Below are 23,640 nucleotides of genomic sequence, written 5' to 3' on the forward strand. Positions count from 1 at the left end.
TTTGGGAAATTCAATTGTAAAACTCTAAGCAGGCTCTGCCTGCTTAGAGTTTTACATATGCTACTATCTTCGTTATAGCTAACTTTAATTCTCATTTATTAAGTATACCTAAGTTTTATGTTTAAATTTTGTATAGAATAGCTGTACTTCTTAACAAAGCTATGTTTACGCTTTCAATTAAGTATCATTTATGATACTATTATGGTAATAGAAAAAATTCTTAGTTCGCTAAAGACCTTTATTCGAGATCCAGAGGAAATAGAAATTTTATCCATTAAAAATACGTTTCATAAGTTACTTACTTGATATTAATAGAATTTCAATATTGTATAATTAAATCAAAGATGACACTGGAATCAGGAGGATTTATTATGGTTAATAATGTAGCTGTTAAAGTTTCAAACCTTTCAAAAGAATTTTTGTTAGGACAAAACAAAACTGTCTCTATTTTGAAAGATGTTTCTTTATCTGTCAATTATGGGGAATTTGTATCAATACTTGGTGTCAGTGGTTCTGGAAAGTCTACTTTGCTAAGTTGCTTATCAAGTTTATCTGAACCAACAAGTGGCGAAGTTGTTATCAATGGTGTAAATCCATATACCTTAAAAGAAGGGAAGCTTGCTAAATTTAGAAGGCAAGATATTGCAATAATTTTTCAAAACTATAATCTGGTCCCCGCTCTACCTGTACTAGAAAATGTGACACTTCCTCTGAGACTCTCAGGAAAGAGTGTTGATAGCAATAAAGTAAAAAAAATGTTGGATAGTTTGAATTTTAAAGCAGAACTATCATCATTAGTTGCTACCTTATCAGGTGGAGAACAGCAAAAAGTGGCTATTACTCGTGCAATAATAGCTGATAGTAAAATTATTTTTGCCGATGAGCCAACAGGAGCTCTGGACAGCGTCTCAAGAAAACTTATTTTTGAAACACTTCGTAATTTAGCGAGTCAAGGGAAATGTGTTTTTATGGTCACTCATGATATTGAGTTGGCTTCAAAAACTGACAGAGCACTCATTTTAAAAGACGGAAAAATATCTCGACAAATTGTTAAACCTTCAGCTGATGAGCTCTACCAAGCACTTGAAAGTAGTAAAGATTAATTTGAGGAGGATTTATTATGCTAAAATTAATCATTTACCAATTTCAGTACTCAAAAAGACAATGGTTAGGAACGATACCATTACTATTTGTATCTAGCCTAATTGTTGGAACATCTTTATTTGGTATTGCTAGTTCAATAAAGACTGCTAATATTAACGCTTCACAACTTTTTCAAATGCTAATAATTTTTGGTGGGACTACTCTATTTTTCCTTATTTCAAATAATATAAGACTGCTAATAGATATCTTTAAAAAGGATTACCAATTATGGACTGTCTTAGGCGCAAGCAGAACTCAGCTATCTTTATTAGTATCTGGACAGTTTTATTTAATGGCAGTGATTGTTAGTAGTATTGGTACAATACTTTCATTTATCATGGCAGATAGTTACTACAAATTTTTACAAAATTTATTAGGAAGATATGAGTTACCTGATTTAGTTATTACAGCCAACATTCAATCAATTTTATTGAGTGTTTTTATAGTACCAACAATTGTCGGGATAGGGGCTTACTTTTATTCAAGTCGAATACTTAAAATATCATCAATATTAAAACCAAAAAAGAAAAAAAGAAAAGTTACAGTAACTGGTTTTGTTAACATCTCTGTTCGTTTATTCCTATGGTTACTATGTATAGGCTTTATTGTTTCAGCAGGTTTTAGCAGAAACAAAGAAATAATTTCAACACAGTCAAGCATAATATTATTTTTATTAATTATTCACATCCTTATTATTCAATCACTATCTCCATCAATTCAAGTGTTTCTAATAAAATTTTTAATGAGGATATTTCCAACTGAAAATTATGTAATTAATACAGGCTTTTGGAATCTACTATCCAATCCTAGCTATTTGAAAAGTATACAAACTTCAATGAGCATGGGAGTAACTCTCATTTCTGGGTTTATTCTTTACACCCAAAATATGTATTCATTCATGAATACAGCAAACGGAGTAAACGAAGCAAGAGCTTCCTTTATTGCTTATATGTCTGCTCCAATTATTCTGATTATTACTAATTCTATTTCTCTTACAATTTTATCTTCTAATAAAGATATTGAGGACATTAAACAGTTAAAGACACTGGGAGTGTCAAGATTACAACTCTTTAAAATACGTATAGGCGAGGCAATAATACATTCGGTGTTAATTTTATTAGTCTCAGCAATTTTCAATTTAATTATTTTAATTTTAGTTAGCTTTATTGGCCAATTTTTAGGCCGTAGTTTAGTGGATATATCAGGTTTCTGGCAACCGAGTCTTATAGTTATTTCTTTGTTAGTTATTTTTTATAGTATTACAAAGGGATTTTATCTATTTCAAGATAGATAAATTGGAATAGTTACTGATTCAAAAAGAACACACTTATTGACATTGAAACCAAAGCAGTACTAAAACTAAAAGGCAAGGATAAAAAACCTTGTCTTTTTTTACATATAATAAACAATGGCAATGTATTGGAGGGCAGATGCGGCTAGTATAAAGAGATGCCAAATCATGTGGAAATAAGGTTTTTTCTTGGCGTAAAATCCAGCTCCAACTGTATAAGAAAGTCCGCCAGTTACCATGAGGCTCCAGAAAATTGGCGTCGTTTGACTGATAATGGCAGGAATGATAGCTAGAACCAACCAGCCCATAATCAGGTAAAGAGCAAGGCTAAATTTCTCATTGACCTTTTTAGCAAAGATTTTATAGAGAATACCAAAGATGGTCGTTCCCCACTGAATGGAAATAATCAGATAGCCAAACCAGTTATTCATTAAGGTTAAGACGACGGGCGTGTATGAGCCAGCAATGGCAACATAAATCATAGAATGGTCGATGATTCGCAAGACATATTTGTGGGTTGAACCATAGGCCATAGAGTGGTAAATGGTGGATGAGAGGAACATGAGAAAGAGACTAATAACAAAAATGGAAACGCCGATAGAGGATAAAAATCCGTATGTCTCATAACTATAGGTGGATGAAATAGGCAGTAAGATGAGCATGATGACTGCACCTACGGCATGGGTCACGCTATTAGCAATCTCCTCTCCAAAACTAAGTTGTTTGCTGAGCTTTAGGCTTGTATTCATTAGATTTCCTCCTCTTGAGTATGATGGATTAAGGCTAGGGTTTGATGATAGAGTTTAACAGTTTGGCAGCTACTTTGTATAATAGGGTTAGATGGGTCAATTCCTTGGTTCATATAGTTCACAAAAGCATCGTAGAGTTGGTCTGAACTTGCTTGAGTTTGGAGAGTATTAAGTGTCTGAGCTATTTCTTGAATAGAAAATACAGACTTGAGGGTTGTGATAGCAATCAAACGGGCAATCTGTTGGCGTTGGTATTTTTTCTTGTCAGGCTTTGTCAGGTAACCATGTTTGACATAGTTATTGACCATAGATGCTGTCAGGCCCTTGTCTTTATCAGGAGAGATAGGGGCGCAGACCTGATTGACATAGAGCAAAACCTGGTCTAGATAGAGGTCAATGTTTGGAATTTCTGCCCATTTTGGGTAGGAAAAGGTAGTTTTCATTTTCAACTCCTTTTTATCTAGTTTTAATAACTAGATTATAAAATAACAAAAACAAAAAGTCAAGTTTTAACTGCTTGTGAAAAGGCTTAAATTATGCTATGATGGGAGAAACTAGTCAGAAAAGAGGAGAAAAGATGGAGATTCGTTTAGCTTTTCCAAATGAAGTAGATGCCATTATGCAGGTGATGGAGGAAGCCAAGAAATGTTTAGCAGATGCTGGTAGTGATCAGTGGCAAAATGGCTATCCAAATGCTGATATTATTATTGAGGATATTATCTCAGGTCAAGCCTATGTGGCCTTGGAAGAGGGAGAACTGCTAGCCTATGCTGCTGTGACCAAGAGTCCAGAGGCAGTCTATGAAGCCATTTATGAGGGAAACTGGCAAGCTGGAGAGTCAGAATATCTAGTTTTTCACCGTATTGCTGTGGCAGCAACTGTGCAGGGACAAGGAGTTGCTCAAACCTTCTTAGAGGGCTTGATTGAAGGATTTGATTATCTTGATTTTCGTTCAGATACGCATGCAGAAAACAAAGCTATGCAACATATTTTTGAAAAACTTGGTTTTAAACAGGTTGGTAAGGTTCCAGTTGATGGTGAACGCTTGGCCTATCAAAAATTGAAGAAATAATGCAAAAGAAGTACGCAAAAATGATCTACTCTTCACCAATTGGCCCCCTTTCTCTCGTAGCTGATGACCATTATTTGTATGGAATTTGGATGCAGGAGCAGAAGCATTTTGAGAGGGGGATAGGAGATGACACGATAGAAGCAGTTGTTAGTCATCCCATTTTAGACTCAGTTATTGCTTGCTTAGATGCTTACTTTAAAGGCCAGCCTCAAGATTTATCCGACTTGCCCTTGGCTCCAACCGGAACGGATTTTGAAAAGCGAGTCTGGTCCTATTTACAGGGAATTCCTTATGGTCAGACAGTGACCTATGGACAAATAGCCCAAGATCTGCAAGTGGCTTCTGCTCAAGCAATTGGTGGAGCAGTGGGGCGCAATCCTTGGTCTATCCTAGTACCTTGTCATCGTGTGCTAGGAGCAGGAAAGCGTCTGACAGGGTATGCTGCAGGAGTGGAAAAGAAAGCTTGGCTCTTGGAGCATGAAGACGCAGATTTTAAAGATATAAAATAGAAAGTGAAAGACATGTTAGAATTTATCGAATACCCAAAATGTTCAACTTGTAAAAAAGCAAAACAAGAATTAAATCAACTCGGTGTGGACTACAAAGCTGTTCACATTGTCGAAGAAACACCAAGCCAAGAAGTGATTTTAAACTGGATAGAAACCTCAGGTTTCGAGTTGAAGCAATTTTTCAACACCAGTGGTATCAAATACCGTGAATTAGGGCTGAAAGATAAGGTAGGAAGTCTGTCAAACCAAGAAGCGGCTGAGTTGCTAGCAAGCGACGGTATGTTGTTAAAACGACCGATTTTAGTAGAAAATGGAACTGTTAAGCAAATTGGTTATCGAAAACCTTATGAAGAATTGGGATTGAAATAGTTTTTATCTATCTCTTTGATAGATAAAATATATAACCTCCCTGTTTCAAAGTATGATAAACTAGTAGGTAGACAAAGTCTGTATCTGACCGTAGCAAATAATTTCATTGACGGCAGAAGTATGGTAGAATGAATCATTATCAGGAGAGGATGTTTTTATGAATGTTACAACGATTTTAGCATCAGATTGGTACCAAAACTTGATGCAATTGATTCCGGATGGCAAGCTTTTTAGCCTGCGTTCAGTCTTTGATGGAATCCCTAGAATTGTCCAACAACTTCCAACAACGATTATGTTGACAATTGGAGGTGCTCTTTTTGGCTTGGTTTTGGCACTTCTTTTTGCCATTGTGAAAATCAATCGTGTCAAGATTTTATATCCCTTGCAGGCATTCTTTGTTAGCTTCTTAAAAGGGACACCGATTTTGGTGCAACTCATGTTGACCTACTATGGAATCCCTTTGGCTTTGAAAGCTCTCAATCAGCAATGGGGTACTGGTCTCAATATCAATGCGATTCCAGCGGCTGTTTTTGCGATTGTAGCCTTTGCCTTTAATGAGGCAGCTTATGCTAGTGAAACCATTCGTGCAGCCATTCTCTCAGTTAATCCTGGTGAGATTGAGGCGGCACGAAGTTTGGGTATGACACGAGCACAAGTTTATCGTCGCGTGATTATTCCAAATGCGGCCGTTGTAGCGACTCCAACCTTGATCAATTCCCTCATCGGCTTGACCAAGGGAACATCTCTAGCCTTTAGTGCTGGTGTTGTGGAAGTCTTTGCCCAAGCTCAGATTCTAGGTGGAGCTGATTACCGCTATTTTGAACGCTTTATCTCCGTTGCCCTTGTTTATTGGGTAGTCAATATCGGAATTGAAAGCCTCGGTCGTTTCATCGAGAGAAAAATGGCTATTTCTGCACCCGATACAGTGCAAACAGATGTGAAAGGAGACCTTCGTTAATGATTAAGATTTCGAATTTAAGCAAATCCTTTTCAGGACAGACTGTCTTGGATCATCTGAACTTGGATATTCAAAAAGGGGAAGTTGTAGCCTTGATTGGTTCTTCAGGAGCTGGAAAATCAACTTTTCTTCGTAGTCTCAATTATCTTGAAACACCTGACAGTTGCTCTATTCAGATTGATGATTTTTCAGTTGATTTTTCTAAAATCACTCAAGAAGAAATCCTTGCCCTACGCCGTAAGCTGTCTATGGTTTTCCAACAGTTTAATTTGTTTGAACGCCGTACAGCACTTGATAATGTGAAAGAAGGCTTGGTTGTTGTCAAGAAATTATCTGACCAAGAAGCGACTAAGATTGCCAAGGAAGAGTTGGCTAAGGTTGGGCTTTCGGACCGTGAAAACCATTATCCTCGCCATTTATCAGGTGGACAGAAGCAACGGGTTGCCTTGGCGCGTGCGCTTGCTATGAAACCAGATGTCTTGCTCTTAGACGAACCAACTTCAGCCCTTGACCCAGAATTGGTCGGTGAAGTAGAAAAATCTATTGCAGATGCTGCTAAGTCAGGACAGACTATGATTTTGGTCAGTCATGACATGTCCTTTGTAGCTCAAGTTGCGGATAAGATTCTCTTCTTAGATAAGGGGAAAATCATTGAGTCTGGAACTCCGGATGAGATTATCCACTATCCTAAAGAAGAGCGGACAAAAGAATTCTTCGCTAGTTACAAACGGACTTATATTTGATATAATAGACAAAGGAAAACTCAGTTAGCTGGACTAGCTGAGTTTACTCTTTAAAAAAGATAGAAATGAGAGAAATCATGCTACTGCAACTATTTTCTTTATATTTCGAGAGTTTGATCTTGACCACCATCCTCGTCCTGATTTTTTTAGGGATTTGGATTGGACTAAGAGCCATGTCGGGAGTTGATAAGACAGCCAAGGCTCGCCAAGCCCATCTCTATGATATGATTATGATTGGAGTCTTGGTTGTTCCAGTATTATCCTTTGCGGTTATGAGTTTAATTCTTGTTTTCAAAGCATAATCCTTGCTTGATTGACAAGAAAGAGTTAGAATAAAGATAGTTACAACAAGAAAGAAGGAATCTATATGTATGATACTATTATTATCGGTGCTGGACCTGCAGGTATGACTGCAGCCTTATACGCTGCTCGAAGCAATCTGAAAGTTGCTCTCATTGAAGGTGGTCTGCCAGGTGGTCAGATGAATAATACCTCTGATATCGAAAATTACCCAGGATATGCTAATATTAGTGGGCCAGAATTGGCAGAAAAGATGTTTGAACCGCTTGAAAATCTTGGTGTTGAGCACATTTATGGTTATGTTGAAAATGTCCAAGACCATGGTGATTTTAAGAAAGTGATTACTGATGACCAAACATATGAAACACGTACAGTTATCGTAGCAACTGGTTCTAAACACCGTCCTTTGGGAGTACCTGGAGAAGAAGAACTTAACAGTCGTGGTGTTTCTTACTGTGCCGTGTGTGATGGTGCTTTCTTCCGTGACCAAGATTTGTTGGTAGTCGGTGGTGGAGATTCAGCTGTTGAAGAAGCCCTCTTCTTGACTCGTTTTGCTAAGACTGTTACCATTGTTCACCGTCGTGATCAACTTCGTGCTCAAAAGGTTTTACAAGACCGCGCCTTTGCGAATGAGAAAATCAGCTTTATTTGGGATTCTGTAGTGAAGGAAATCAAGGGTGAAAACCGAGTAGAATCTGTCGTATTTGAAAATGTGAAAACAGGTCAAGTGACAGAACAAGCCTTCGGTGGTGTCTTTATCTATGTTGGTTTGGACCCTCTTAGCGATTTTGTTAAAGAATTGAATATCCAAGATCAGGCTGGCTGGATTGTGACAGATAACCACATGAAAACTGCAGTTGACGGTATTTTTGCAGTTGGAGATGTTCGCTTGAAAGACCTTCGCCAAGTAACAACAGCAGTTGGAGATGGAGCTATCGCTGGTCAAGAAGCCTATAAATTTATCACCGAACATAGTTAATCATAAAAAAGTTTCCAATCAGATGACTGGAAACTTTTTTTATAGTCTATTTCGAAAAACTTCGTACATGAGAATGGCCGCAGCAACACTGGCATTGAGACTTTGAACATGTCCATTCATCGGAATGGTAATCATCTCATCAACTTGTTTTTTGATGTTGCTAGAGATGCCTTTTCCTTCGTTTCCGATGATGAGGGCGATTTTCCCTTTTGTATTCCACTTGTGGCAAGGAGTCCCATTCATATCTGTTCCAAAGGTCCAGAAGCCTTCATCCTTGAGTTTGTCTAGAGTTTGGCTTAGATTGGTTACTCGGGCAATGGGAACGTGCTCAATAGCACCTGTGGCTGTTTTAGCAACAACAGGAGTAACTCCGACAGCACGGTGCTTGGGAATGATGATACCTGAAACGTTGGTCGCATCGGCTGTTCTCAGGATGGAGCCTAGGTTATGAGGGTCGGTTAACCCGTCCAGAATTAATAGAAGTGGATTTTCTTCTTGGCGTGTTTGGGCAAGGATGTGATCCAACTCGCTATAGGCAAATTCAGACACTCGTAGAACAAAACCTTGGTGGACAGCACCTTCAGTCATCTCAGAGAGGGATTTTTTTGAAGTCCAAGAAATGGACACCTTCTTTTCTGTAGCCAGTTCCTTGACTTTCTCAACGTTCTTACCTCGGAGATCTTCTTGGAGGTAAAGTTTGTTTCCTGTGTTTGCAAGGAGGGCTTCGGTAACGGCGTGGACGCCATAGACAATATCATTTGTTTTCATGCCTCTATTATAACACAAAACCCCGTCTTGCAACGGGATTTTCTTTATTCTAGAATCAGTAAACCATCTTTAACTGCAAATGGGTCTTTTTCATTGATACGATCGTAAAACATGATACCGTTGATGTGGTCAATTTCATGCTGAACAACAATGGAGTTATAACCTTTGAGTTTGATACGGTGTTTTTCTCCATCCTTGTCAAAGTAGTCAACAGTAACGCGAGCATGGCGAACAACATAGCCAGGCACGTTGCGGTCAACAGACAGACAACCTTCTCCTTCACCAAGAGCAGCATCTTGAACAGAGTGAGAGACGATTTTGGGATTGTACATAATGGCTTGCAAGTCGTAGGCTTCCTGTGGAGTTTCGCCTTCTTCAACAATATTAGGCACCAAAACAGCGATAATGCGTTTTGAGATATCTAACTGGGGAGCAGCCAGTCCAACACCACCGCGGAGCCCCATTTTTTCAGCCATGACGGGATCTTGGGAATGTTTCAGGAATTGCATCATCTTTTCGCCAAGAATGATTTCCTGATCAGACAAGGGGAAAGTAACTTCCTCAGCAACCGCGCGTAGAGTAGGATTCCCTTCGCGGATAATATCGTTCATATCAATTAAGTGAGCAGCTTTTGTAATACGTTCTATTGCAGACATTTTCTCTCCTTTCATTACCTCTACATGATATCACAAAATGACAAGGATTGAAAGCATTACGGCATCGAGCTTTTATAGAAAATGCCTAGCAGGTTCGATTCAATTGTGAAAGAATTACTTATCTGTGATATAATAAAAAGAAAAGGCTTGCATTAGAAAGCAGGGAGAATGAAGATGCAAAGAAGACAAGATAGATATAAACGTGGACCAGTTTTTCATTTTGTGAGAGGCTTTGTAAACTTTTTTAGGAGTTATCGCAAGTGGAGTAATAAGGGATTTGTGGCGATACTCTTGCTAGCAGTTGCTTTATCAATGGGCTTGATCTTGTTGTTTGAAAGCTTCCAAGGAATCCCCTTGACCAGTCAAAAAAAGGATACCATTTCTCAAGAAGCTAATAAGACCAATCAAAATGCTAAAGATCAGGAAGAGGAAAAAACTGCAAGAATTATGGCCAACGGTGATCTCCTCTATCATATTCCCATCTATCGTTCTGCCTTAAAAGAAGATGGAACCTATGATTTTCATGAAAATTTTGACTATGTGAAACCATGGCTCAAACAAGCAGATCTGATTATAGGTGATTTTGAAGGTACTGTGAACAAGGACCATTATTTGGCTGGTTATCCTCTCTTTAATGCACCTGGCGAAGTCATGGATGCCATCAAGGATGCTGGTTATCAAGTGCTAGACTTGGCGCATAACCATATCCTAGATTCACAAATAGAAGGTGTCGTTTCAACAGCAGATGCTATTGAGAAGGCAGGAATGACACCTATTGGAGTGTATACGCATGAGTCACGTGATCAAGCTCCTCTTGTAATTAAGGAAGTGAATGGTATCAAGGTTGCACTTTTGGCTTATTCTTATGGATTTAATGGAATTGAGCAAAGTATTTCTCAAGAAGACTATAACCGCTATCTTTCAGACTTAAATGAAGACAAGATGAAGGCTGAAATTGAACGAGCAGAGAAGGAAGCGGATATCACCATTATCATGCCTCAGATGGGTGTCGAGTATCGCTTGGAACCAACTGAAGAACAAAAGGCTCTTTATCACAAGATGATTGATTGGGGAGCGGATATTATCTTTGGAGGGCACCCTCACGTAGTTGAACCATCGGAAACGGTTGAAAAAGATGGAGACAAGAAACTCATTATCTATTCAATGGGGAACTTCATTTCCAATCAACGAATTGAAACCATGCAAGATGAAGAAAATGCTAAGTGGACAGAGCGTGGTGTTCTTATGGATGTGACCATTAAGAAAAAGGATGGCAAGACGACAATCGAAACTGCTAAAGCACATCCTTCTTGGGTAAATCGTACACCGAAAGGAACCTATTCTCCAGAAGGTTATCCACTCTTCCTTTACCAAACTTATATCTTAGAAGACTTTATCGAGGGTGGCAGTCATCGTGATCAATTAGATGAAGCGACTAAGGAACGAATTGATACAGCCTATAAAGAAATGAACGAACATGTGGGATTGAAGTGGGACTAGCTTGAATCCAGAGGAAAGTAAATGACGATTAAGGTAATTGCGACAGATATGGATGGGACCTTGCTGGATGCTAGAGGCCAGCTGGACCTCCCACGCTTGGAAAAGATTTTAGATCAGTTGGATCAAAGGGGTATTCGTTTTGTCATCGCGACGGGGAATGAAATTCACCGCATGAGGCAACTACTGGAGCACTTGGTTGATCGAGTGGTTTTGGTTGTTGCCAATGGTGCTCGTATTTTTGAAAACAATGAATTGATTCAGGCTCAGACTTGGGATGATGCCATTGTCGATAAGGTTTTGGCTCATTTCAAAGGTCGAGCGTGTCAGGATCAGTTTGTTGTAACGGGGATGAAGGGTGGTTTTGTCAAAGAAGGTACGATTTTTACAGATCTTGAAAGTTTTATGACTCCAGAAATGATTGAAAAATTCTACCAACGGATGCAGTTTGTGGATGAGTTAACCTCTGACCTTTTTGGTGGTGTGCTCAAGATGAGTATGGTTGTTGGTGAGGAGCGTTTGAGTTCGGTCTTGGAAGAGATTAATGACCTCTTTGATGGCCGTGTTCGGGCTGTATCCAGTGGCTATGGTTGCATTGATATTCTTCAAGCTGGAATTCATAAAGCATGGGGCTTGGAAGAATTACTCAAGCGCTGGGACTTGAACCCCCAACAAATCATGGCTTTTGGTGACAGTGAAAATGATGTTGAGATGCTTGAAATGGCTGGAATTGCCTATGCGATGGAAAATGCTGATGACAAGGCCAAAGCTGTGGCGACTGCTCTAGCACCAGCTAACAGCCAAGGAGGAGTTTATCAAGTCTTGGAAAACTGGTTAGAAAAAGGAGAATGAAGTGTCAGTACAGTTATTAGAAAATTGGCTCCTAAAGGAACAAGAAAAAATCCAAACCAAGTATCGTCACTTAAATCAGGTTTCTGTTGTGGAGCCAGATATTCTCTTTATTGGTGATTCCATTGTTGAGTATTATCCTCTGCAGGAACTATTTGGGAATGCAAAGACGATTGTCAATCGAGGCATTCGAGGTTATCAGACAGGGCTGTTATTAGAAAATCTAGATGCGCATCTGTACGGTGGAGCAGTAGATAAAATTGTCCTTCTGATTGGGACAAATGATATCGGAAAGGATGTCCCTTTGAATGAGGCTCTTAATAATCTCGAAGCTATCATTCAATCCATTTCTCGCGATTATCCACTGACAGAGATAAAATTGCTTTCTATTTTGCCAGTCAATGAGGGAGAGGAGTACAAGCAGACAGTCTATATCCGCACGAATGAAAAAATTCAGAAATGGAATCAAGCCTATCAAGAGCTTGCTTCTGCCTATATGCAGGTAGAATTTGTGCCAGTTTTTGATAGTTTGACAGACCAAGCAGGTAAACTCAAAAAAGAATATACAACTGATGGGTTGCATCTCAGTATTGCTGGTTATCAGGTTTTGACAAAAGTCTTGAAAGACTATCTTTTGTAGTTAGTTGATTTCCTTTTTGCATTTTCGTGTTAGATAAGGTATAATGGTTTTATTGTCTTTTGGGGTCGTTACGGATTCGACAGGCATTATGAGGCATATTTTGCGACTCGTGTGGCGACGTAAACGCTCAGTTAAATATAACTGCAAAAAATAACACTTCTTACGCTCTAGCTGCCTAAAAACCAGCAGGCGTGACCCGATTTGGATTGCTCGTGTTCAATGACAGGTCTTATTATTAGCGAGATACGATTAAGTCTTGTCTAGCGGCTTGATAAGAGATTGATAGACTCGCAGTTTCTAGGCTTGAGTTATGTGTCGAGGAACTGTTAAACTAATACATAACCTATGGTTGTAGACAAATATGTTGGCAGGTGTTTGGACGTGGGTTCGACTCCCACCGGCTCCATTATTCCTTTGCATTCTTTTGCATTCCTTGGTAAAACGTTGTTAAATCAACGTTTTTTATTTTTGTCTTTGGTATTCCTTGGCATTCTTTTGCGAAAAAAGGAGTCACAAAAGGAGTCACAAAGGGAGTCACAAAGGGAGTCACAAAAGGAGTCACAAAAGGAGTCACAAACAGACCCTAAAACAGACCTTATTTTTAAAAAAGCGATAAAAAAAAGATACAACATTTGTTGCATCCTAGAAATAATTGTTCTTTTCTACGGAAGACATGGGATTCGAACCCACGCACGCTGTTACACGCCTACCGCGTTTCCAACACGGCCTCTTAAGCCTCTTGAGTAATCTTCCAATACTTACTCAAATAGTCTACCATAAAGGCTCTTATCTTGCAATAAAAATTCTAGAAATAAGAAAAATGATAGAATTTGGAAGAAAGTGATAAAAAATGCTTGACTTTGAAATAAAGTGTGATAGAATGAATAGTGTAAACGATAACAGGAGGTAAATCAGTGTTAAAAACAGAGCGGAAACAGCTGATTTTAGAGGAGTTACATCAACATCATGTAGTTTCTCTAGAAAAATTAGTTAGTTTGCTAGAGACCTCAGAATCAACGGTTCGAAGAGACTTGGATGAGTTGGAAGCAGAAAACAAGCTTCGTCGCGTGCATGGTGGAGCAGAGTTGCCCCACTCTTTGCAGGAAGAAGAAACCATTCAAGAAAAATCTGTCAAAAACATTCAAGAGAAGAAGTTACTGGCTCAGAAAGCTGCTTCTCTCATTAAGGAAAAAGATGTCATCTTTATAGATGCTGGAACAACAACTGCCTTTTTGATTCATGAATTGGTTAATAAGAATATTACTGTTGTGACCAATTCGATTCACCATGCAGCTCAGTTGGTTGAAAAGCAGATTCCAACGGTCATGGTTGGAGGAAGTGTCAAGATGGTGACAGATGCGAGTATCGGGGGCGTTGCTCTTAACCAGATTAACCAATTGCACTTTGACCGTGCTTTTATCGGGATGAATGGTGTGGACGATGGTTATTATACGACTCCTGATATGGAGGAGGGAGCTGTTAAGCGTGCTATTTTGGATAATGCCAAACAGACCTACGTCTTGGTGGATTCGTCTAAAATTGGACAAACTTGCTTTGCTAAGGTAGCACCGCTCAAACGCGCTATCGTTATCACAAGTCAAGGGCATGAGCTCTTGCAGGCTATTAAGGAGAAAACGGAGGTAATAGAAGTATGATTTATACAGTCACACTCAATCCATCCATTGACTATATCGTTCGTTTGGACCAAGTCCAAGTTGGTAGTGTCAATCGTATGGACAGTGATGATAAGTTTGCTGGTGGGAAAGGAATCAATGTCAGTCGTGTCTTGAAACGCTTGGGTATTCCCAATACAGCGACTGGATTTATCGGAGGTTTTACTGGTGAATTTATCACAGATACTTTGGCTGATGAAGAAATCGAGACACGTTTTGTCCAAGTAGCAGAAGATACTCGCATCAATGTCAAGATTAAAGCAGACCAAGAAACAGAAATCAACGGAAGAGGTCCAACTGTCGAACCAGCCCAGTTAGAAGAATTGAAAGCTATTTTGTCTAGTTTGACTGCAGAAGACACGGTTGTATTTGCGGGTTCAAGTGCTAAAAATCTAGGCAATGTCATCTACAAGGATTTAATTGCCTTGACCCGTCAGACTGGCGCGCAGGTGGTCTGTGACTTTGAAGGACAGACCTTGATTGATAGTTTGGACTATCAGCCACTTTTGGTCAAACCAAACAATCATGAACTTGGAGCGATTTTTGGGGTTAAACTCGAAAGTTTAGATGAAATCGAGAACTATGCTCGTCAGTTACTGGCTAAGGGTGCTCAAAACGTCATTATCTCTATGGCTGGTGACGGTGCCCTTCTTGTCACATCTGAGGGAGCATACTTTGCTAAACCAATCAAAGGGACAGTCAAAAATTCAGTAGGAGCTGGCGACTCTATGGTTGCTGGATTCACAGGTGAATTTGTCAAATCAAAAGACGCAGTAGAAGCCTTCAAATGGGGAGTGGCTTGTGGAACAGCAACTACCTTCTCGGATGATTTGGCAACAGCAGAATTTATTAAAGAAACATATGAAAAAGTTGAGGTAGAAAAAAGATGAAAATTCAAGACCTATTGAGAAAAGATGTCATGTTGCTGGATTTGCAGGCAACTGAAAAAACAGCTGTCATCGAGGAGATGATTAAAAGCTTGACAGACCACGGTTATGTAACAGATTTTGAAACCTTTAAAGAAGGCATTTTGGCGCGTGAATCCTTGACTTCTACAGGTTTGGGTGATGGAATCGCAATGCCTCACAGCAAAAACGCTGCTGTCAAAGAAGCGACAGTTCTCTTTGCCAAGTCAAACAAGGGTGTTGACTACGAGAGCTTGGATGGACAAGCAACTGACCTCTTCTTTATGATTGCGGCTCCAGAAGGTGCCAATGATACTCACTTGGCAGCCTTGGCAGAATTGTCTCAATACTTGATGAAAGATGGTTTCGCTGACAAACTTCGTCAAGCAACATCAGCTGACCAGGTTATCGAACTTTTTGACAAAGCTTCAGAAAAAACTGAAGAGCCTGTTCAAGCACCTGCCAATGAATCTGGTGACTTTATCGTGGCTGTTACAGCTTGTACGACAGGTATTGCCCACACTTACATGGCCCAAGAAGCTCTTCAAAAAGTGGCTGCTGAAATGGGTGTTGGAATTAAGGTCGAAACCAACGGTGCTAGTGGTGTTGGTAACCAACTAACTGCGGAAGACATTCGTAAGGCTAAAGCTGTTATCATCGCAGCAGACAAGGCAGTTGAAATGGTTCGTTTTGATGGCAAACCATTGATCAATCGTCCAGTTGCTGACGGTATCCGTAAGACGGAAGAATTGATTAACTTGGCTCTTTCGGGAGATGCTGAAATCTACCGTGCCGCAAATGGAGCAAAAGCTGCAACAGCAAGCAATGAAAAACAAAGCCTTGGTGGCGCCTTCTACAAACACTTGATGAGTGGTGTATCTCAAATGTTGCCATTCGTTATCGGCGGTGGTATCATGATTGCCCTTGCCTTCTTGATTGATGGTGCTTTGGGTGTTCCGAATGAAAACCTTGGCAGTCTTGGTTCCTACCATGAGCTAGCTTCTATGTTCATGAAAATTGGTGGTGCAGCCTTTGGTTTGATGCTTCCAGTCTTTGCAGGTTATGTTGCTTACTCTATCGCTGAAAAACCAGGTTTGGTAGCAGGTTTCGTGGCTGGTGCTATTGCCAAAGAAGGTTTTGCCTTTGGGAAAATCCCTTATGCCGCAGGTGGTGAAGCAACTTCAACTCTTGCAGGTGTCTCATCTGGTTTCCTAGGTGCCCTTGTTGGTGGATTTATCGCAGGTGCTTTGGTTCTTGCTATCAAGAAATACGTTAAAGTTCCTCGTTCACTTGAAGGTGCTAAATCAATTCTTCTCTTGCCACTTCTTGGAACAATCTTGACTGGATTTGTCATGTTAGCTGTTAACATCCCAATGGCAGCAATCAACACTGCTATGAATGATTTCCTTGGTGGTCTTGGAGGCGGTTCAGCTGTCCTTCTCGGTATCGTCCTTGGTGGAATGATGGCTGTTGACATGGGTGGACCAGTCAACAAAGCGGCTTATGTCTTTGGTACAGGTACGCTTGCAGCGACTGTTTCTTCAGGTGGTTCTGTAGCCATGGCAGCAGTTATGGCTGGAGGAATGGTGCCACCACTTGCAATCTTTGTCGCAACTCTTCTTTTTAAAGATAAATTTACCAAAGAAGAACGCAACTCTGGTTTGACAAACATCATCATGGGCTTGTCCTTTATCACTGAGGGAGCGATTCCATTTGGTGCAGCTGACCCAGCTCGTGCGATCCCAAGCTTCATCCTTGGTTCGGCAGTAGCAGGCGGACTCGTTGGTCTTACTGGTATCAAACTCATGGCACCACACGGAGGAATCTTCGTGATTGCCCTTACTTCAAATGCCCTTCTTTACCTCATTGCTGTCTTGGTAGGAGCAATCGTAAGTGGTGTGGTCTATGGTTACCTACGCAAACCTCAAGAATAAAACTTAGATAGAAAATGAAAAGATTGTACCGTTTGGTGCAGTCTTTTTTAAAGAATTTGACAAACAAGTTTTTGAATGATATCCTAAAATAAAACTCATAGAAATGAAAAAACATAATGAGAGTATTTTAAATGAATATAATTGAATTTATTATGAATTTAGATTGGAAGAAGATAGTAGAGTCAGTTTTATCAGCTCTATTGGCTTCTGGAATAATCGGTGGTTTTGGTTACTTAATAACGAAAAAAATTACGAGAGACTTACGCATTGCAAAAGAAATGAAATCGTATGGTTTTAAAGGTGTGGTGTCAAAGAAAAAGCATTCGACTAGAGAGATTAAAAAGTTATGTAAAAATACTAAAAGATTGGATTTGTTTTTTATATCGGGAATTGGTTTTTTTACGGAAAATAAAGCGGTCTTAGAAAATGCTATGAATAATGGAATGAAAATTCGTTTTTTGTGTTCTCAGACCTATACCTCTTTTTTGTCAGATTTAGAGAAACTTGAGAATAAAGAAGAGTTGCGTAAGCCTGGTACAAATATTAGTACCGAAATTGAAGATGTGACTGAAAAATATAGTAAATATATAGAAAATGGACAAATGGAAATTCGCTATTATTCAACACAATATCGCTTGCCATTTATGTTGGTTTATAAAAAAAAGAAAAATATGAAGACGACAAAGGCTTTTTTAAGAGTTACTCTGCCTCCATATAATTGGGAGACCAATTTTGTGTTGATAGGTGAACGTAAAACTATTAAAAAGGATGATTTTTTTAAAACTAATAATGATGAAATAGATTTCATCTCTATGATGGAAAAACATTTCGATTGTGTTTGGGAAGTTGCGGATAGGGAAATAGATAGAAAACAAGAAATAAAAAATACAAATTTCGAAGTGAAATCTTAAAAATCTAAACTCTGAGACTTTGATTATTTAAATATAATAACAATTACTTTGAATATAATCATGATAAAGAAGATTGGACCGTTTGGTGCAGTCTTTTTCTCTTTCCGAAATACCTGTGAAATATGGTATAATAGAAGAATGGCAAACAAGAATACAAGTAAAACAAGACGGAGACCGTCTAAAGCAGAACTCGAAAGAAAAGAAGCGATTCAACGAATGTTGATTTCGTTAGGAATCGCGCTTTTATTGATTTTCGCAGCCTTCAAATTAGGGGCTGCAGGTATAACCCTTTACAATTTAATTCGCTTGCTGGTGGGCAGTCTAGCCTATCTGGCAATAGTTGGCATCCTACTCTATCTTTTCTTTTTCAAGTGGATACGAAAACAGGAAGGACTCTTATCTGGCTTTTTCACCATATTTGCAGGTTTGCTCTTGATTTTTGAGGCCTACTTAGTTTGGCAATATGGTTTGGACAATTTGATTTTAAAAGGAACCATGGCTCAGGTCGTGACGGATCTGACTGGTTTTCGAACGACCAGTTTTGCTGGAGGGGGCTTAATTGGGGTCGCTCTTTATATGCCAACCGCCTTTCTTTTTTCAAATATCGGTACTTACTTTATTGGAGTCATCTTGATTTTAGTGGGGGTTCTCCTCGTCAGCTCTTGGTCTGTTTATGATGTTGCTGAATTTTTCAGTAGAGGCTTTGCCAAATGGCGAGAAGGGCATGAGCGTCGAAAAGAGGAACGCTTTGTCAAACAAGAAGAAAAAGCTCGCCAAAAGGCTGAGGAAGAGGCTAGATTAGAACAAGAAGAGGCTGAAAAAGCCTTACTCGATTTGCCTCCTGTTGATATGGAAACGGGCGAAATTTTGAAAGAAGATGTTGTGCTTGACGTTCCTCCTGTTCCAGAAGAAGAGTGGGTGGAACCAGAAATCATCCTACCTCAAGCTGAACTTGAATTCCCTGAAGAGGAAGATGGCTCTGATGATGAAGATGTTCAGGTCGATTTTTCAGCAAAAGAAGCCCTTGAATACAAACTTCCAAGCTTACAACTCTTTGCCCCAGATAAACCCAAGGACCAGTCTAAAGAGAAGAAAATTGTCCGAGAAAATATCAAAATCCTAGAAGAAACCTTTGCTAGCTTCGGTATCAAAGTAACAGTTGAACGGGCTGAAATTGGACCTTCAGTAACCAAGTATGAAGTCAAGCCAGCAGTTGGAGTACGGGTCAACCGCATTTCCAATCTAGCAGATGACCTCGCTCTAGCCTTGGCAGCCAAGGATGTCCGAATCGAAGCACCTATCCCAGGGAAATCTTTAGTGGGAATCGAAGTGCCTAACTCCGAGATTGCCACTGTGTCTTTCCGTGAACTTTGGGAACAATCTCAAACGAAAGCTGAAAATCTCTTGGAGATTCCTTTAGGGAAGGCTGTTAATGGTACCGCAAGAGCTTTTGACCTTTCTAAAATGCCCCACTTGCTAGTCGCAGGTTCAACGGGTTCTGGGAAGTCAGTAGCCGTTAACGGCATTATTGCTAGCATTCTCATGAAGGCGAGACCTGATCAAGTTAAATTTATGATGGTCGATCCAAAGATGGTTGAATTGTCTGTTTATAATGATATTCCCCACCTCTTGATTCCAGTTGTGACCAATCCACGCAAGGCTAGCAAGGCTCTGCAAAAGGTTGTGGATGAGATGGAAAATCGTTATGAACTCTTTGCTAAGGTGGGAGTTCGGAATATTGCAGGTTTTAATGCCAAGGTAGAAGAGTTCAATGCCCAGTCTGAGTACAAGCAGATTCCACTACCGCTCATTGTCGTGATTGTGGATGAGTTGGCTGATCTTATGATGGTGGCCAGCAAGGAAGTGGAAGATGCCATCATCCGTCTAGGACAGAAGGCGCGTGCTGCAGGGATTCACATGATTCTTGCAACCCAGCGTCCATCTGTTGATGTCATTTCTGGTCTGATCAAGGCCAATGTCCCATCTCGAGTGGCTTTTGCGGTTTCATCAGGGACAGACTCTCGTACGATTTTGGATGAAAATGGAGCTGAGAAACTGCTTGGTCGAGGAGACATGCTCTTTAAACCGATTGATGAAAATCATCCAGTTCGTCTACAAGGCTCCTTTATCTCGGATGACGATGTCGAGCGCATCGTAAACTTCATCAAGGCTCAGGCAGATGCGGACTACGATGAGAGTTTTGATCCAGGTGAGGTTTCTGAAAATGAAGGAGAATTTTCAGATGGAGATGCTGGTGGAGATCCGCTTTTTGAAGAAGCCAAGGCTTTGGTTATCGAAACCCAGAAAGCCAGTGCTTCTATGATTCAGCGTCGTTTATCAGTTGGGTTTAACCGTGCGACCCGTCTCATGGAAGAACTGGAGATGGCAGGTGTCATCGGTCCAGCTGAAGGTACCAAACCAAGAAAAGTATTGCAACAATAAAAAAATAGCTTCTTTCAAAATTTGGAGGGAAGCTATTTCTGGCTATTGATTACTTTTATTTTCTGAAGTTGGGGTATTGGACTGTTTTTCATTTTCAGTGGCAGGTTTACTTGGAGCAGGAGTAGTAGAGTTTTGAGTTGCTGTTTTCTGCTCTTCTTTTTTCTCTTCCTTGATGCTAGATTTTGGCGTTTCTTCTTGCTGTGTTTTTTCTTGAGAAGTGTTATTTTCCTTATTGGGACTGGTGTTTTCCTGAGGGGATTCCTTTTGAATTTCTTTGACAATGGTTGTCGTCTGGCTTGTCGTAGGTTCTTTTTTAGTATTTTTGTTATTATCCAATGCGTTCATGATAGTGATAGTCGCAGTAATTAAGCCAAGGATACTACCGATAGTAGCAACGGTTTTTTGAAAGACCGTAAAGCCTTTTTTGATGTGTTCTGTTTTTGGTTTTGAAGTTCTACGATAATTAGACATACATTCTCTCCTTTGATTAAAATTTATTATACCTCATTTCTTTAAAAAAATCTTAAAAAAAGAGGAGATTTTTCTACACGAACTTCAGTAATTAGTTGAAATAAAATATGACTTATTATAGAATAAAATAAAGAAAGCGATTTCAAAAAGGAGGGCGTTATATGTTCGAAATTAGAAATTTGAGTCTCTCTTTTGCAGGCAGGCGGTTGCTAGAGCCAACAGATTTGATATTTGAAAGGGGAAAAGTATATACAATATATGGGAAGTCAGGCGTAGGAAAGTCTTCTTTACTGAATAAAATTGGTTTGCTCTCTGCTACGGACCCTAGTGTTTCTTATTTCTTCGATGGAAAAGAGATTGATATCGAAAATAAGAAATCAGTCTCTGTCTTTATAGCTGAAGAAGTGGCCTTTGTATTTCAGGGGCGAAATCTAATAAATGATTTGACCGTATTTGAAAATTTAAGACTAGCTTTAAACTTTTATGGCTTGAGTCCAGATGAAATAGAAAGCAAAATTGATACAGTATTGGCGGATTTACAGATTTCTTCTTTAAAGCATGCTTATCCAGAAGATTTATCCGGTGGTGAAGAACAACGAGTGGCAATCGCAAGAGCCTTAGTTACAGGAAAGACTCTCATCTTAGCTGATGAACCAACAAGTTCTTTGGATAAAGAAAATAGAGAAAAAGTCTCCGCCTTGTTAATTGATTTAGCTCACAAATATCATAAAATTGTATTGATTGTTTCGCATGATGAGGCGATGATTGCAATAGGAGATGTTCAGCTTCATTTTAAAGACCATAAATTAGTTGGAAATTGTCTTATTTTGAATTCTGATGAAGGGATAAAGGATTCTAAGAAGTGGTCCTCCTGTTTGTCGTCTTCTCATACGAAGCTATCCGTTTTGAAACATAGAAGGCCTTTTTTACCTAGATTATTAGCGTTTTTTATCGCTCTTGTAGTTGCTATAGCAGTAACCTCTATTAACTTTCAGTCCTTATTTGCAGATAAGTATCACCAACTGGTGAACAACTCACTCGAAAATGGCTTCTTGGTGATTAATGATTCGCTTCATTTACAAACTACAAAAGTGTTGGATGATTTTCTCAGTTTTGATAAGGAGGAAATCACCTCAATTAGCACAAGTCAGAATATTCAAACCGTCAAGCCTTATATGGAGTTTCTCTCTTTGGGTATGACGTTTGATAATTCAAAAGACTATTCACAACTTCAAAAGAACTTTCAGCCAATTTTGACTATTGATGGTCAGACCAGAAGCTTGACAAGAAATTTTTCAATTCAACCCTTGTATCAGACAAATACAACACAGAGGCAGATAGAGTATTTTGATAGGAGCAATGAAAAAGGGATTTATCTATCTGAGCAATTCATTTCAGATGAAAAATTACCAAATATAGTTTCGGGAACTACCGTGACACTGACTTTTTATATTCCAATTTCTTTATATGAATCAAGTATAGAGAAAGAGGGGAATATATTGAAAGGAGATGGCGATTTATTTGTCAAAGTGGATAAAACATATCCTGTTTTAGGGATTGTTAAAAAAAGTTATCCGTTTGAATATTCCCCTTATGGGAACACCCTATTTATGAATATTGCTGAAATGGAAGAATTGCAAAATGAAGCAATTCAACAGCATCCCATGACGAAGATGGCTTTAGATGGTTTTCCTTTGAAATCATGGATGCCGAGTGCGATTCATGTGTTACTAAAGGATAGCGGTGCTATTCCTGAAGAATTGAGTAGAATAAGAGCAATCTCTTCACAAATTACTATTTTATCATCATATGAAAACTACGAAGAATTTAATAAAGGACTCACCTATATCAGGCAATTTTTAATGTTGCTATCCCTAGTCTTACTCATCCTTGTCATCGCAGTATTGTCCTTTGTTTTCTTTTTGCTCAATCGTCCTCGACGCTTTGAAGTAGGGATTTTAAAATCTTTGGGATACAGTACTCAAAATATTGTTTGGCTTTTCTTAAAAGAATTAATTGGTTATGGTAAAACGATTTCGATATTAGCAAGTTGTTTACTCGTCATTCTTTCCATTTTAGCAATGCAAGTGCTTAAATTGGAAATTTCAGATGTTTTTAAATTCTATCTAACTTCCGTTTTCACCTTAATTGGATTATCAGTCTCAGTACTGATAATAAGTGGCTTACTACCTATATACACAACTTGTAGGCAAACAGTTGTCGATACTATCCGAAAGAATGGATGAGGTGATATCATGAAACATAAGATAATGAAGAAAATAATAGTGGCAGTGTTTGCTATCCCATGGTTAACATTTTTAAGTCAAGTACATGCAGATTATGTAAGTAAGTCTAGTTCTTTAGACGGTTATAGCTTGGTAGGCTTGAATGTTCTTAATGTGATTTTTAATGCTTCTGGCTATTCTGATACTTATAGTGGCAGTGTGTCAAATATGTATTTCACTGACTGGGCTTGGTTTCCTAATACGATAAGTAATCGTTCCACTTGGAAAAGTTCGATTCCATATGGTCAACGCGCAAATGGTACAGTCCATATAGGTGTAGGAGTAAATTCGCCTGGGGGAGCGGTTAATCTCTGGGGCGGACAACATTACTTTTCTTTAGATTTTTAACAGAAATAATCAAAGTTAGATAGAATGAATAAGAATGCTCTTGATGATGGTATCAAGAGTATTTTATGTTATTCAGATTAATGCAAACATTGCCCTTTCTTGTCGCAAGCTCCGTTTCATGATACAATAGAAGGAGTGATTTTAGAAA

At 39.1% G+C, this 23,640-nt stretch carries 24 protein-coding genes, 1 tRNA gene and 1 other RNA gene; 20 read left to right on the plus strand and 6 right to left on the minus strand.

Translation table 11 applies throughout. The annotated features are described in order from the left end of the window. Positions 1-371: 371 nt before the first annotated feature. Together RWM06_RS01880 and RWM06_RS01885 are read left to right on the plus strand one after the other, a co-directional pair. A complete protein-coding gene (locus RWM06_RS01880; RefSeq protein WP_313969906.1) occupies positions 372-1,103 on the plus strand; it encodes an ABC transporter ATP-binding protein in 732 nt (243 codons plus the stop codon). 17 nt (positions 1,104-1,120) lie between these two features. After that, on the plus strand, positions 1,121-2,437 hold the full coding sequence (locus RWM06_RS01885; RefSeq protein ID WP_313969907.1) for a beta-carotene 15,15'-monooxygenase: 1,317 nt from the start codon (positions 1,121-1,123) through the stop codon (positions 2,435-2,437). Between the two features lie 98 nt (positions 2,438-2,535). Here the strand turns inward: RWM06_RS01885 and RWM06_RS01890 are convergent, their stop codons facing one another. Together RWM06_RS01890 and RWM06_RS01895 are read right to left on the minus strand one after the other, a co-directional pair. Further along, the gene (locus RWM06_RS01890) at positions 2,536-3,183 is read right to left on the minus strand and encodes a hemolysin III family protein (protein ID WP_313969908.1); all 648 of its coding nucleotides are present in this window, start codon (positions 3,181-3,183) and stop codon (positions 2,536-2,538) included. Next, positions 3,183-3,626: a DUF1836 domain-containing protein gene (locus tag RWM06_RS01895; RefSeq protein WP_313969909.1), complete on the minus strand. Its 444-nt coding sequence runs from the start codon at positions 3,624-3,626 to the stop codon at positions 3,183-3,185. The genes RWM06_RS01890 and RWM06_RS01895 overlap by 1 nt, the downstream gene beginning before the upstream one ends. A 134-nt stretch (positions 3,627-3,760) precedes the next feature. Between RWM06_RS01895 and RWM06_RS01900 the strand changes: the two genes are divergently transcribed. From RWM06_RS01900 to trxB, 7 genes are all read left to right on the plus strand, one after another. After that, positions 3,761-4,255 carry a GNAT family N-acetyltransferase gene (locus RWM06_RS01900; RefSeq protein WP_313969910.1) on the plus strand — a complete coding sequence of 165 codons (495 nt, stop codon included), beginning with the start codon at positions 3,761-3,763 and terminating at the stop codon, positions 4,253-4,255. Further along, on the plus strand, positions 4,255-4,764 hold the full coding sequence (locus RWM06_RS01905) for a methylated-DNA--[protein]-cysteine S-methyltransferase (RefSeq protein WP_313969911.1): 510 nt from the start codon (positions 4,255-4,257) through the stop codon (positions 4,762-4,764). Before RWM06_RS01900 ends, RWM06_RS01905 begins: the two co-directional genes overlap by 1 nt. Before the next feature lie 12 nt (positions 4,765-4,776). Beyond that, positions 4,777-5,133 (plus strand): arsenate reductase family protein, encoded by a 357-nt coding sequence (locus tag RWM06_RS01910; RefSeq protein WP_238096376.1) that lies wholly within the window; start codon positions 4,777-4,779, stop codon positions 5,131-5,133. Between the two features lie 157 nt (positions 5,134-5,290). Next, positions 5,291-6,091, plus strand: coding sequence for an amino acid ABC transporter permease (locus RWM06_RS01915; protein ID WP_001103451.1), 801 nt, complete (start codon positions 5,291-5,293; stop codon positions 6,089-6,091). After that, positions 6,091-6,834, plus strand: coding sequence for an amino acid ABC transporter ATP-binding protein (locus RWM06_RS01920; RefSeq protein ID WP_313969912.1), 744 nt, complete (start codon positions 6,091-6,093; stop codon positions 6,832-6,834). Before RWM06_RS01915 ends, RWM06_RS01920 begins: the two co-directional genes overlap by 1 nt. A gap of 77 nt (positions 6,835-6,911) precedes the next feature. Further along, positions 6,912-7,136 carry a DUF4059 family protein gene (locus RWM06_RS01925; RefSeq protein ID WP_000926599.1) on the plus strand — a complete coding sequence of 75 codons (225 nt, stop codon included), beginning with the start codon at positions 6,912-6,914 and terminating at the stop codon, positions 7,134-7,136. A 65-nt stretch (positions 7,137-7,201) separates the two neighbouring features. Then, positions 7,202-8,113, plus strand: coding sequence for a thioredoxin-disulfide reductase (gene trxB, locus RWM06_RS01930; RefSeq protein WP_261065080.1), 912 nt, complete (start codon positions 7,202-7,204; stop codon positions 8,111-8,113). Between the two features lie 39 nt (positions 8,114-8,152). On the opposite strand, the gene rlmB is transcribed toward trxB, so the two are convergent. Together rlmB and def are read right to left on the minus strand one after the other, a co-directional pair. Then, a complete protein-coding gene (gene rlmB / locus RWM06_RS01935) occupies positions 8,153-8,881 on the minus strand; it encodes a 23S rRNA (guanosine(2251)-2'-O)-methyltransferase RlmB (RefSeq protein WP_313969913.1) in 729 nt (242 codons plus the stop codon). Between the two features lie 44 nt (positions 8,882-8,925). Further along, positions 8,926-9,537 (minus strand): peptide deformylase, encoded by a 612-nt coding sequence (def, locus tag RWM06_RS01940; RefSeq protein WP_001272956.1) that lies wholly within the window; start codon positions 9,535-9,537, stop codon positions 8,926-8,928. Between the two features lie 174 nt (positions 9,538-9,711). On the opposite strand from def, the gene RWM06_RS01945 reads away from it, so the two are divergent. The 4 genes from RWM06_RS01945 to ssrA all read left to right on the plus strand — a co-directional run bounded on the left by RWM06_RS01945 (position 9,712) and on the right by ssrA (position 12,932). Continuing rightward, positions 9,712-11,037 (plus strand): CapA family protein, encoded by a 1,326-nt coding sequence (locus RWM06_RS01945; protein ID WP_313969914.1) that lies wholly within the window; start codon positions 9,712-9,714, stop codon positions 11,035-11,037. Between the two features lie 21 nt (positions 11,038-11,058). Then, positions 11,059-11,886 carry an HAD family hydrolase gene (locus RWM06_RS01950; RefSeq protein ID WP_313969915.1) on the plus strand — a complete coding sequence of 276 codons (828 nt, stop codon included), beginning with the start codon at positions 11,059-11,061 and terminating at the stop codon, positions 11,884-11,886. 1 nt (position 11,887) lies between these two features. Further along, positions 11,888-12,523: an SGNH/GDSL hydrolase family protein gene (locus tag RWM06_RS01955; RefSeq protein ID WP_313969916.1), complete on the plus strand. Its 636-nt coding sequence runs from the start codon at positions 11,888-11,890 to the stop codon at positions 12,521-12,523. Between the two features lie 61 nt (positions 12,524-12,584). Further along, positions 12,585-12,932, plus strand: a transfer-messenger RNA (tmRNA) gene (gene ssrA / locus RWM06_RS01960). Positions 12,933-13,188: 256 nt separating this feature from the next. On the opposite strand, the gene RWM06_RS01965 is transcribed toward ssrA, so the two are convergent. Beyond that, positions 13,189-13,276 (minus strand) — tRNA-Ser (locus tag RWM06_RS01965). Positions 13,277-13,437: 161 nt separating this feature from the next. Between RWM06_RS01965 and RWM06_RS01970 the strand changes: the two genes are divergently transcribed. The 5 genes from RWM06_RS01970 (at position 13,438) to RWM06_RS01990 (ending at position 20,388) form a co-directional block, all read left to right on the plus strand. Further along, a complete protein-coding gene (locus RWM06_RS01970) occupies positions 13,438-14,178 on the plus strand; it encodes a DeoR/GlpR family DNA-binding transcription regulator (protein ID WP_313969917.1) in 741 nt (246 codons plus the stop codon). After that, complete coding sequence (pfkB, locus tag RWM06_RS01975; RefSeq protein ID WP_313969918.1) at positions 14,175-15,086, plus strand: 1-phosphofructokinase; 912 nt, start codon at positions 14,175-14,177, stop codon at positions 15,084-15,086. The genes RWM06_RS01970 and pfkB overlap by 4 nt, the downstream gene beginning before the upstream one ends. After that, positions 15,083-17,035: a fructose-specific PTS transporter subunit EIIC gene (locus RWM06_RS01980; protein ID WP_313969919.1), complete on the plus strand. Its 1,953-nt coding sequence runs from the start codon at positions 15,083-15,085 to the stop codon at positions 17,033-17,035. The genes pfkB and RWM06_RS01980 overlap by 4 nt, the downstream gene beginning before the upstream one ends. 131 nt (positions 17,036-17,166) lie before the next feature. Next, a complete protein-coding gene (locus RWM06_RS01985; protein ID WP_313969920.1) occupies positions 17,167-17,946 on the plus strand; it encodes a hypothetical protein in 780 nt (259 codons plus the stop codon). A 138-nt stretch (positions 17,947-18,084) separates the two neighbouring features. Further along, entirely contained in the window at positions 18,085-20,388 is a 2,304-nt protein-coding gene (locus RWM06_RS01990; protein ID WP_313969921.1) for a DNA translocase FtsK, read from the plus strand. A gap of 42 nt (positions 20,389-20,430) precedes the next feature. On the opposite strand, the gene RWM06_RS01995 is transcribed toward RWM06_RS01990, so the two are convergent. Further along, positions 20,431-20,859: a DUF6556 family protein gene (locus tag RWM06_RS01995; RefSeq protein WP_313969922.1), complete on the minus strand. Its 429-nt coding sequence runs from the start codon at positions 20,857-20,859 to the stop codon at positions 20,431-20,433. 161 nt (positions 20,860-21,020) lie between these two features. On the opposite strand from RWM06_RS01995, the gene RWM06_RS02000 reads away from it, so the two are divergent. Then, positions 21,021-23,105, plus strand: coding sequence for an ATP-binding cassette domain-containing protein (locus RWM06_RS02000; RefSeq protein WP_313969923.1), 2,085 nt, complete (start codon positions 21,021-21,023; stop codon positions 23,103-23,105). A 39-nt stretch (positions 23,106-23,144) separates the two neighbouring features. Beyond that, positions 23,145-23,492 (plus strand): hypothetical protein, encoded by a 348-nt coding sequence (locus tag RWM06_RS02005; RefSeq protein ID WP_313969924.1) that lies wholly within the window; start codon positions 23,145-23,147, stop codon positions 23,490-23,492. Positions 23,493-23,640 lie beyond the last annotated feature (148 nt).

Source organism: uncultured Streptococcus sp. (assembly GCF_963516575.1).
Classification (GTDB): domain Bacteria; phylum Bacillota; class Bacilli; order Lactobacillales; family Streptococcaceae; genus Streptococcus.

Bases quoted from the DNA above. Each gene is read 5' to 3' on its own strand.
- RWM06_RS01880 (WP_313969906.1), top strand. From the start codon at position 372: ATGGTTAATAATGTAGCTGTTAAAGTTTCAAACCTTTCAAAAGAATTT.
- RWM06_RS01885 (WP_313969907.1), top strand. From the start codon at position 1,121: ATGCTAAAATTAATCATTTACCAATTTCAGTACTCAAAAAGACAATGG.
- RWM06_RS01890 (WP_313969908.1), bottom strand. From the start codon at position 3,183: ATGAATACAAGCCTAAAGCTCAGCAAACAACTTAGTTTTGGAGAGGAG.
- RWM06_RS01895 (WP_313969909.1), bottom strand. From the start codon at position 3,626: ATGAAAACTACCTTTTCCTACCCAAAATGGGCAGAAATTCCAAACATT.
- RWM06_RS01900 (WP_313969910.1), top strand. From the start codon at position 3,761: ATGGAGATTCGTTTAGCTTTTCCAAATGAAGTAGATGCCATTATGCAG.
- RWM06_RS01905 (WP_313969911.1), top strand. From the start codon at position 4,255: ATGCAAAAGAAGTACGCAAAAATGATCTACTCTTCACCAATTGGCCCC.
- RWM06_RS01910 (WP_238096376.1), top strand. From the start codon at position 4,777: ATGTTAGAATTTATCGAATACCCAAAATGTTCAACTTGTAAAAAAGCA.
- RWM06_RS01915 (WP_001103451.1), top strand. From the start codon at position 5,291: ATGAATGTTACAACGATTTTAGCATCAGATTGGTACCAAAACTTGATG.
- RWM06_RS01920 (WP_313969912.1), top strand. From the start codon at position 6,091: ATGATTAAGATTTCGAATTTAAGCAAATCCTTTTCAGGACAGACTGTC.
- RWM06_RS01925 (WP_000926599.1), top strand. From the start codon at position 6,912: ATGCTACTGCAACTATTTTCTTTATATTTCGAGAGTTTGATCTTGACC.
- trxB (WP_261065080.1), top strand. From the start codon at position 7,202: ATGTATGATACTATTATTATCGGTGCTGGACCTGCAGGTATGACTGCA.
- rlmB (WP_313969913.1), bottom strand. From the start codon at position 8,881: ATGAAAACAAATGATATTGTCTATGGCGTCCACGCCGTTACCGAAGCC.
- def (WP_001272956.1), bottom strand. From the start codon at position 9,537: ATGTCTGCAATAGAACGTATTACAAAAGCTGCTCACTTAATTGATATG.
- RWM06_RS01945 (WP_313969914.1), top strand. From the start codon at position 9,712: ATGCAAAGAAGACAAGATAGATATAAACGTGGACCAGTTTTTCATTTT.
- RWM06_RS01950 (WP_313969915.1), top strand. From the start codon at position 11,059: ATGACGATTAAGGTAATTGCGACAGATATGGATGGGACCTTGCTGGAT.
- pfkB (WP_313969918.1), top strand. From the start codon at position 14,175: ATGATTTATACAGTCACACTCAATCCATCCATTGACTATATCGTTCGT.
- RWM06_RS01980 (WP_313969919.1), top strand. From the start codon at position 15,083: ATGAAAATTCAAGACCTATTGAGAAAAGATGTCATGTTGCTGGATTTG.
- RWM06_RS01985 (WP_313969920.1), top strand. From the start codon at position 17,167: ATGAATATAATTGAATTTATTATGAATTTAGATTGGAAGAAGATAGTA.
- RWM06_RS01990 (WP_313969921.1), top strand. From the start codon at position 18,085: ATGGCAAACAAGAATACAAGTAAAACAAGACGGAGACCGTCTAAAGCA.
- RWM06_RS01995 (WP_313969922.1), bottom strand. From the start codon at position 20,859: ATGTCTAATTATCGTAGAACTTCAAAACCAAAAACAGAACACATCAAA.
- RWM06_RS02000 (WP_313969923.1), top strand. From the start codon at position 21,021: ATGTTCGAAATTAGAAATTTGAGTCTCTCTTTTGCAGGCAGGCGGTTG.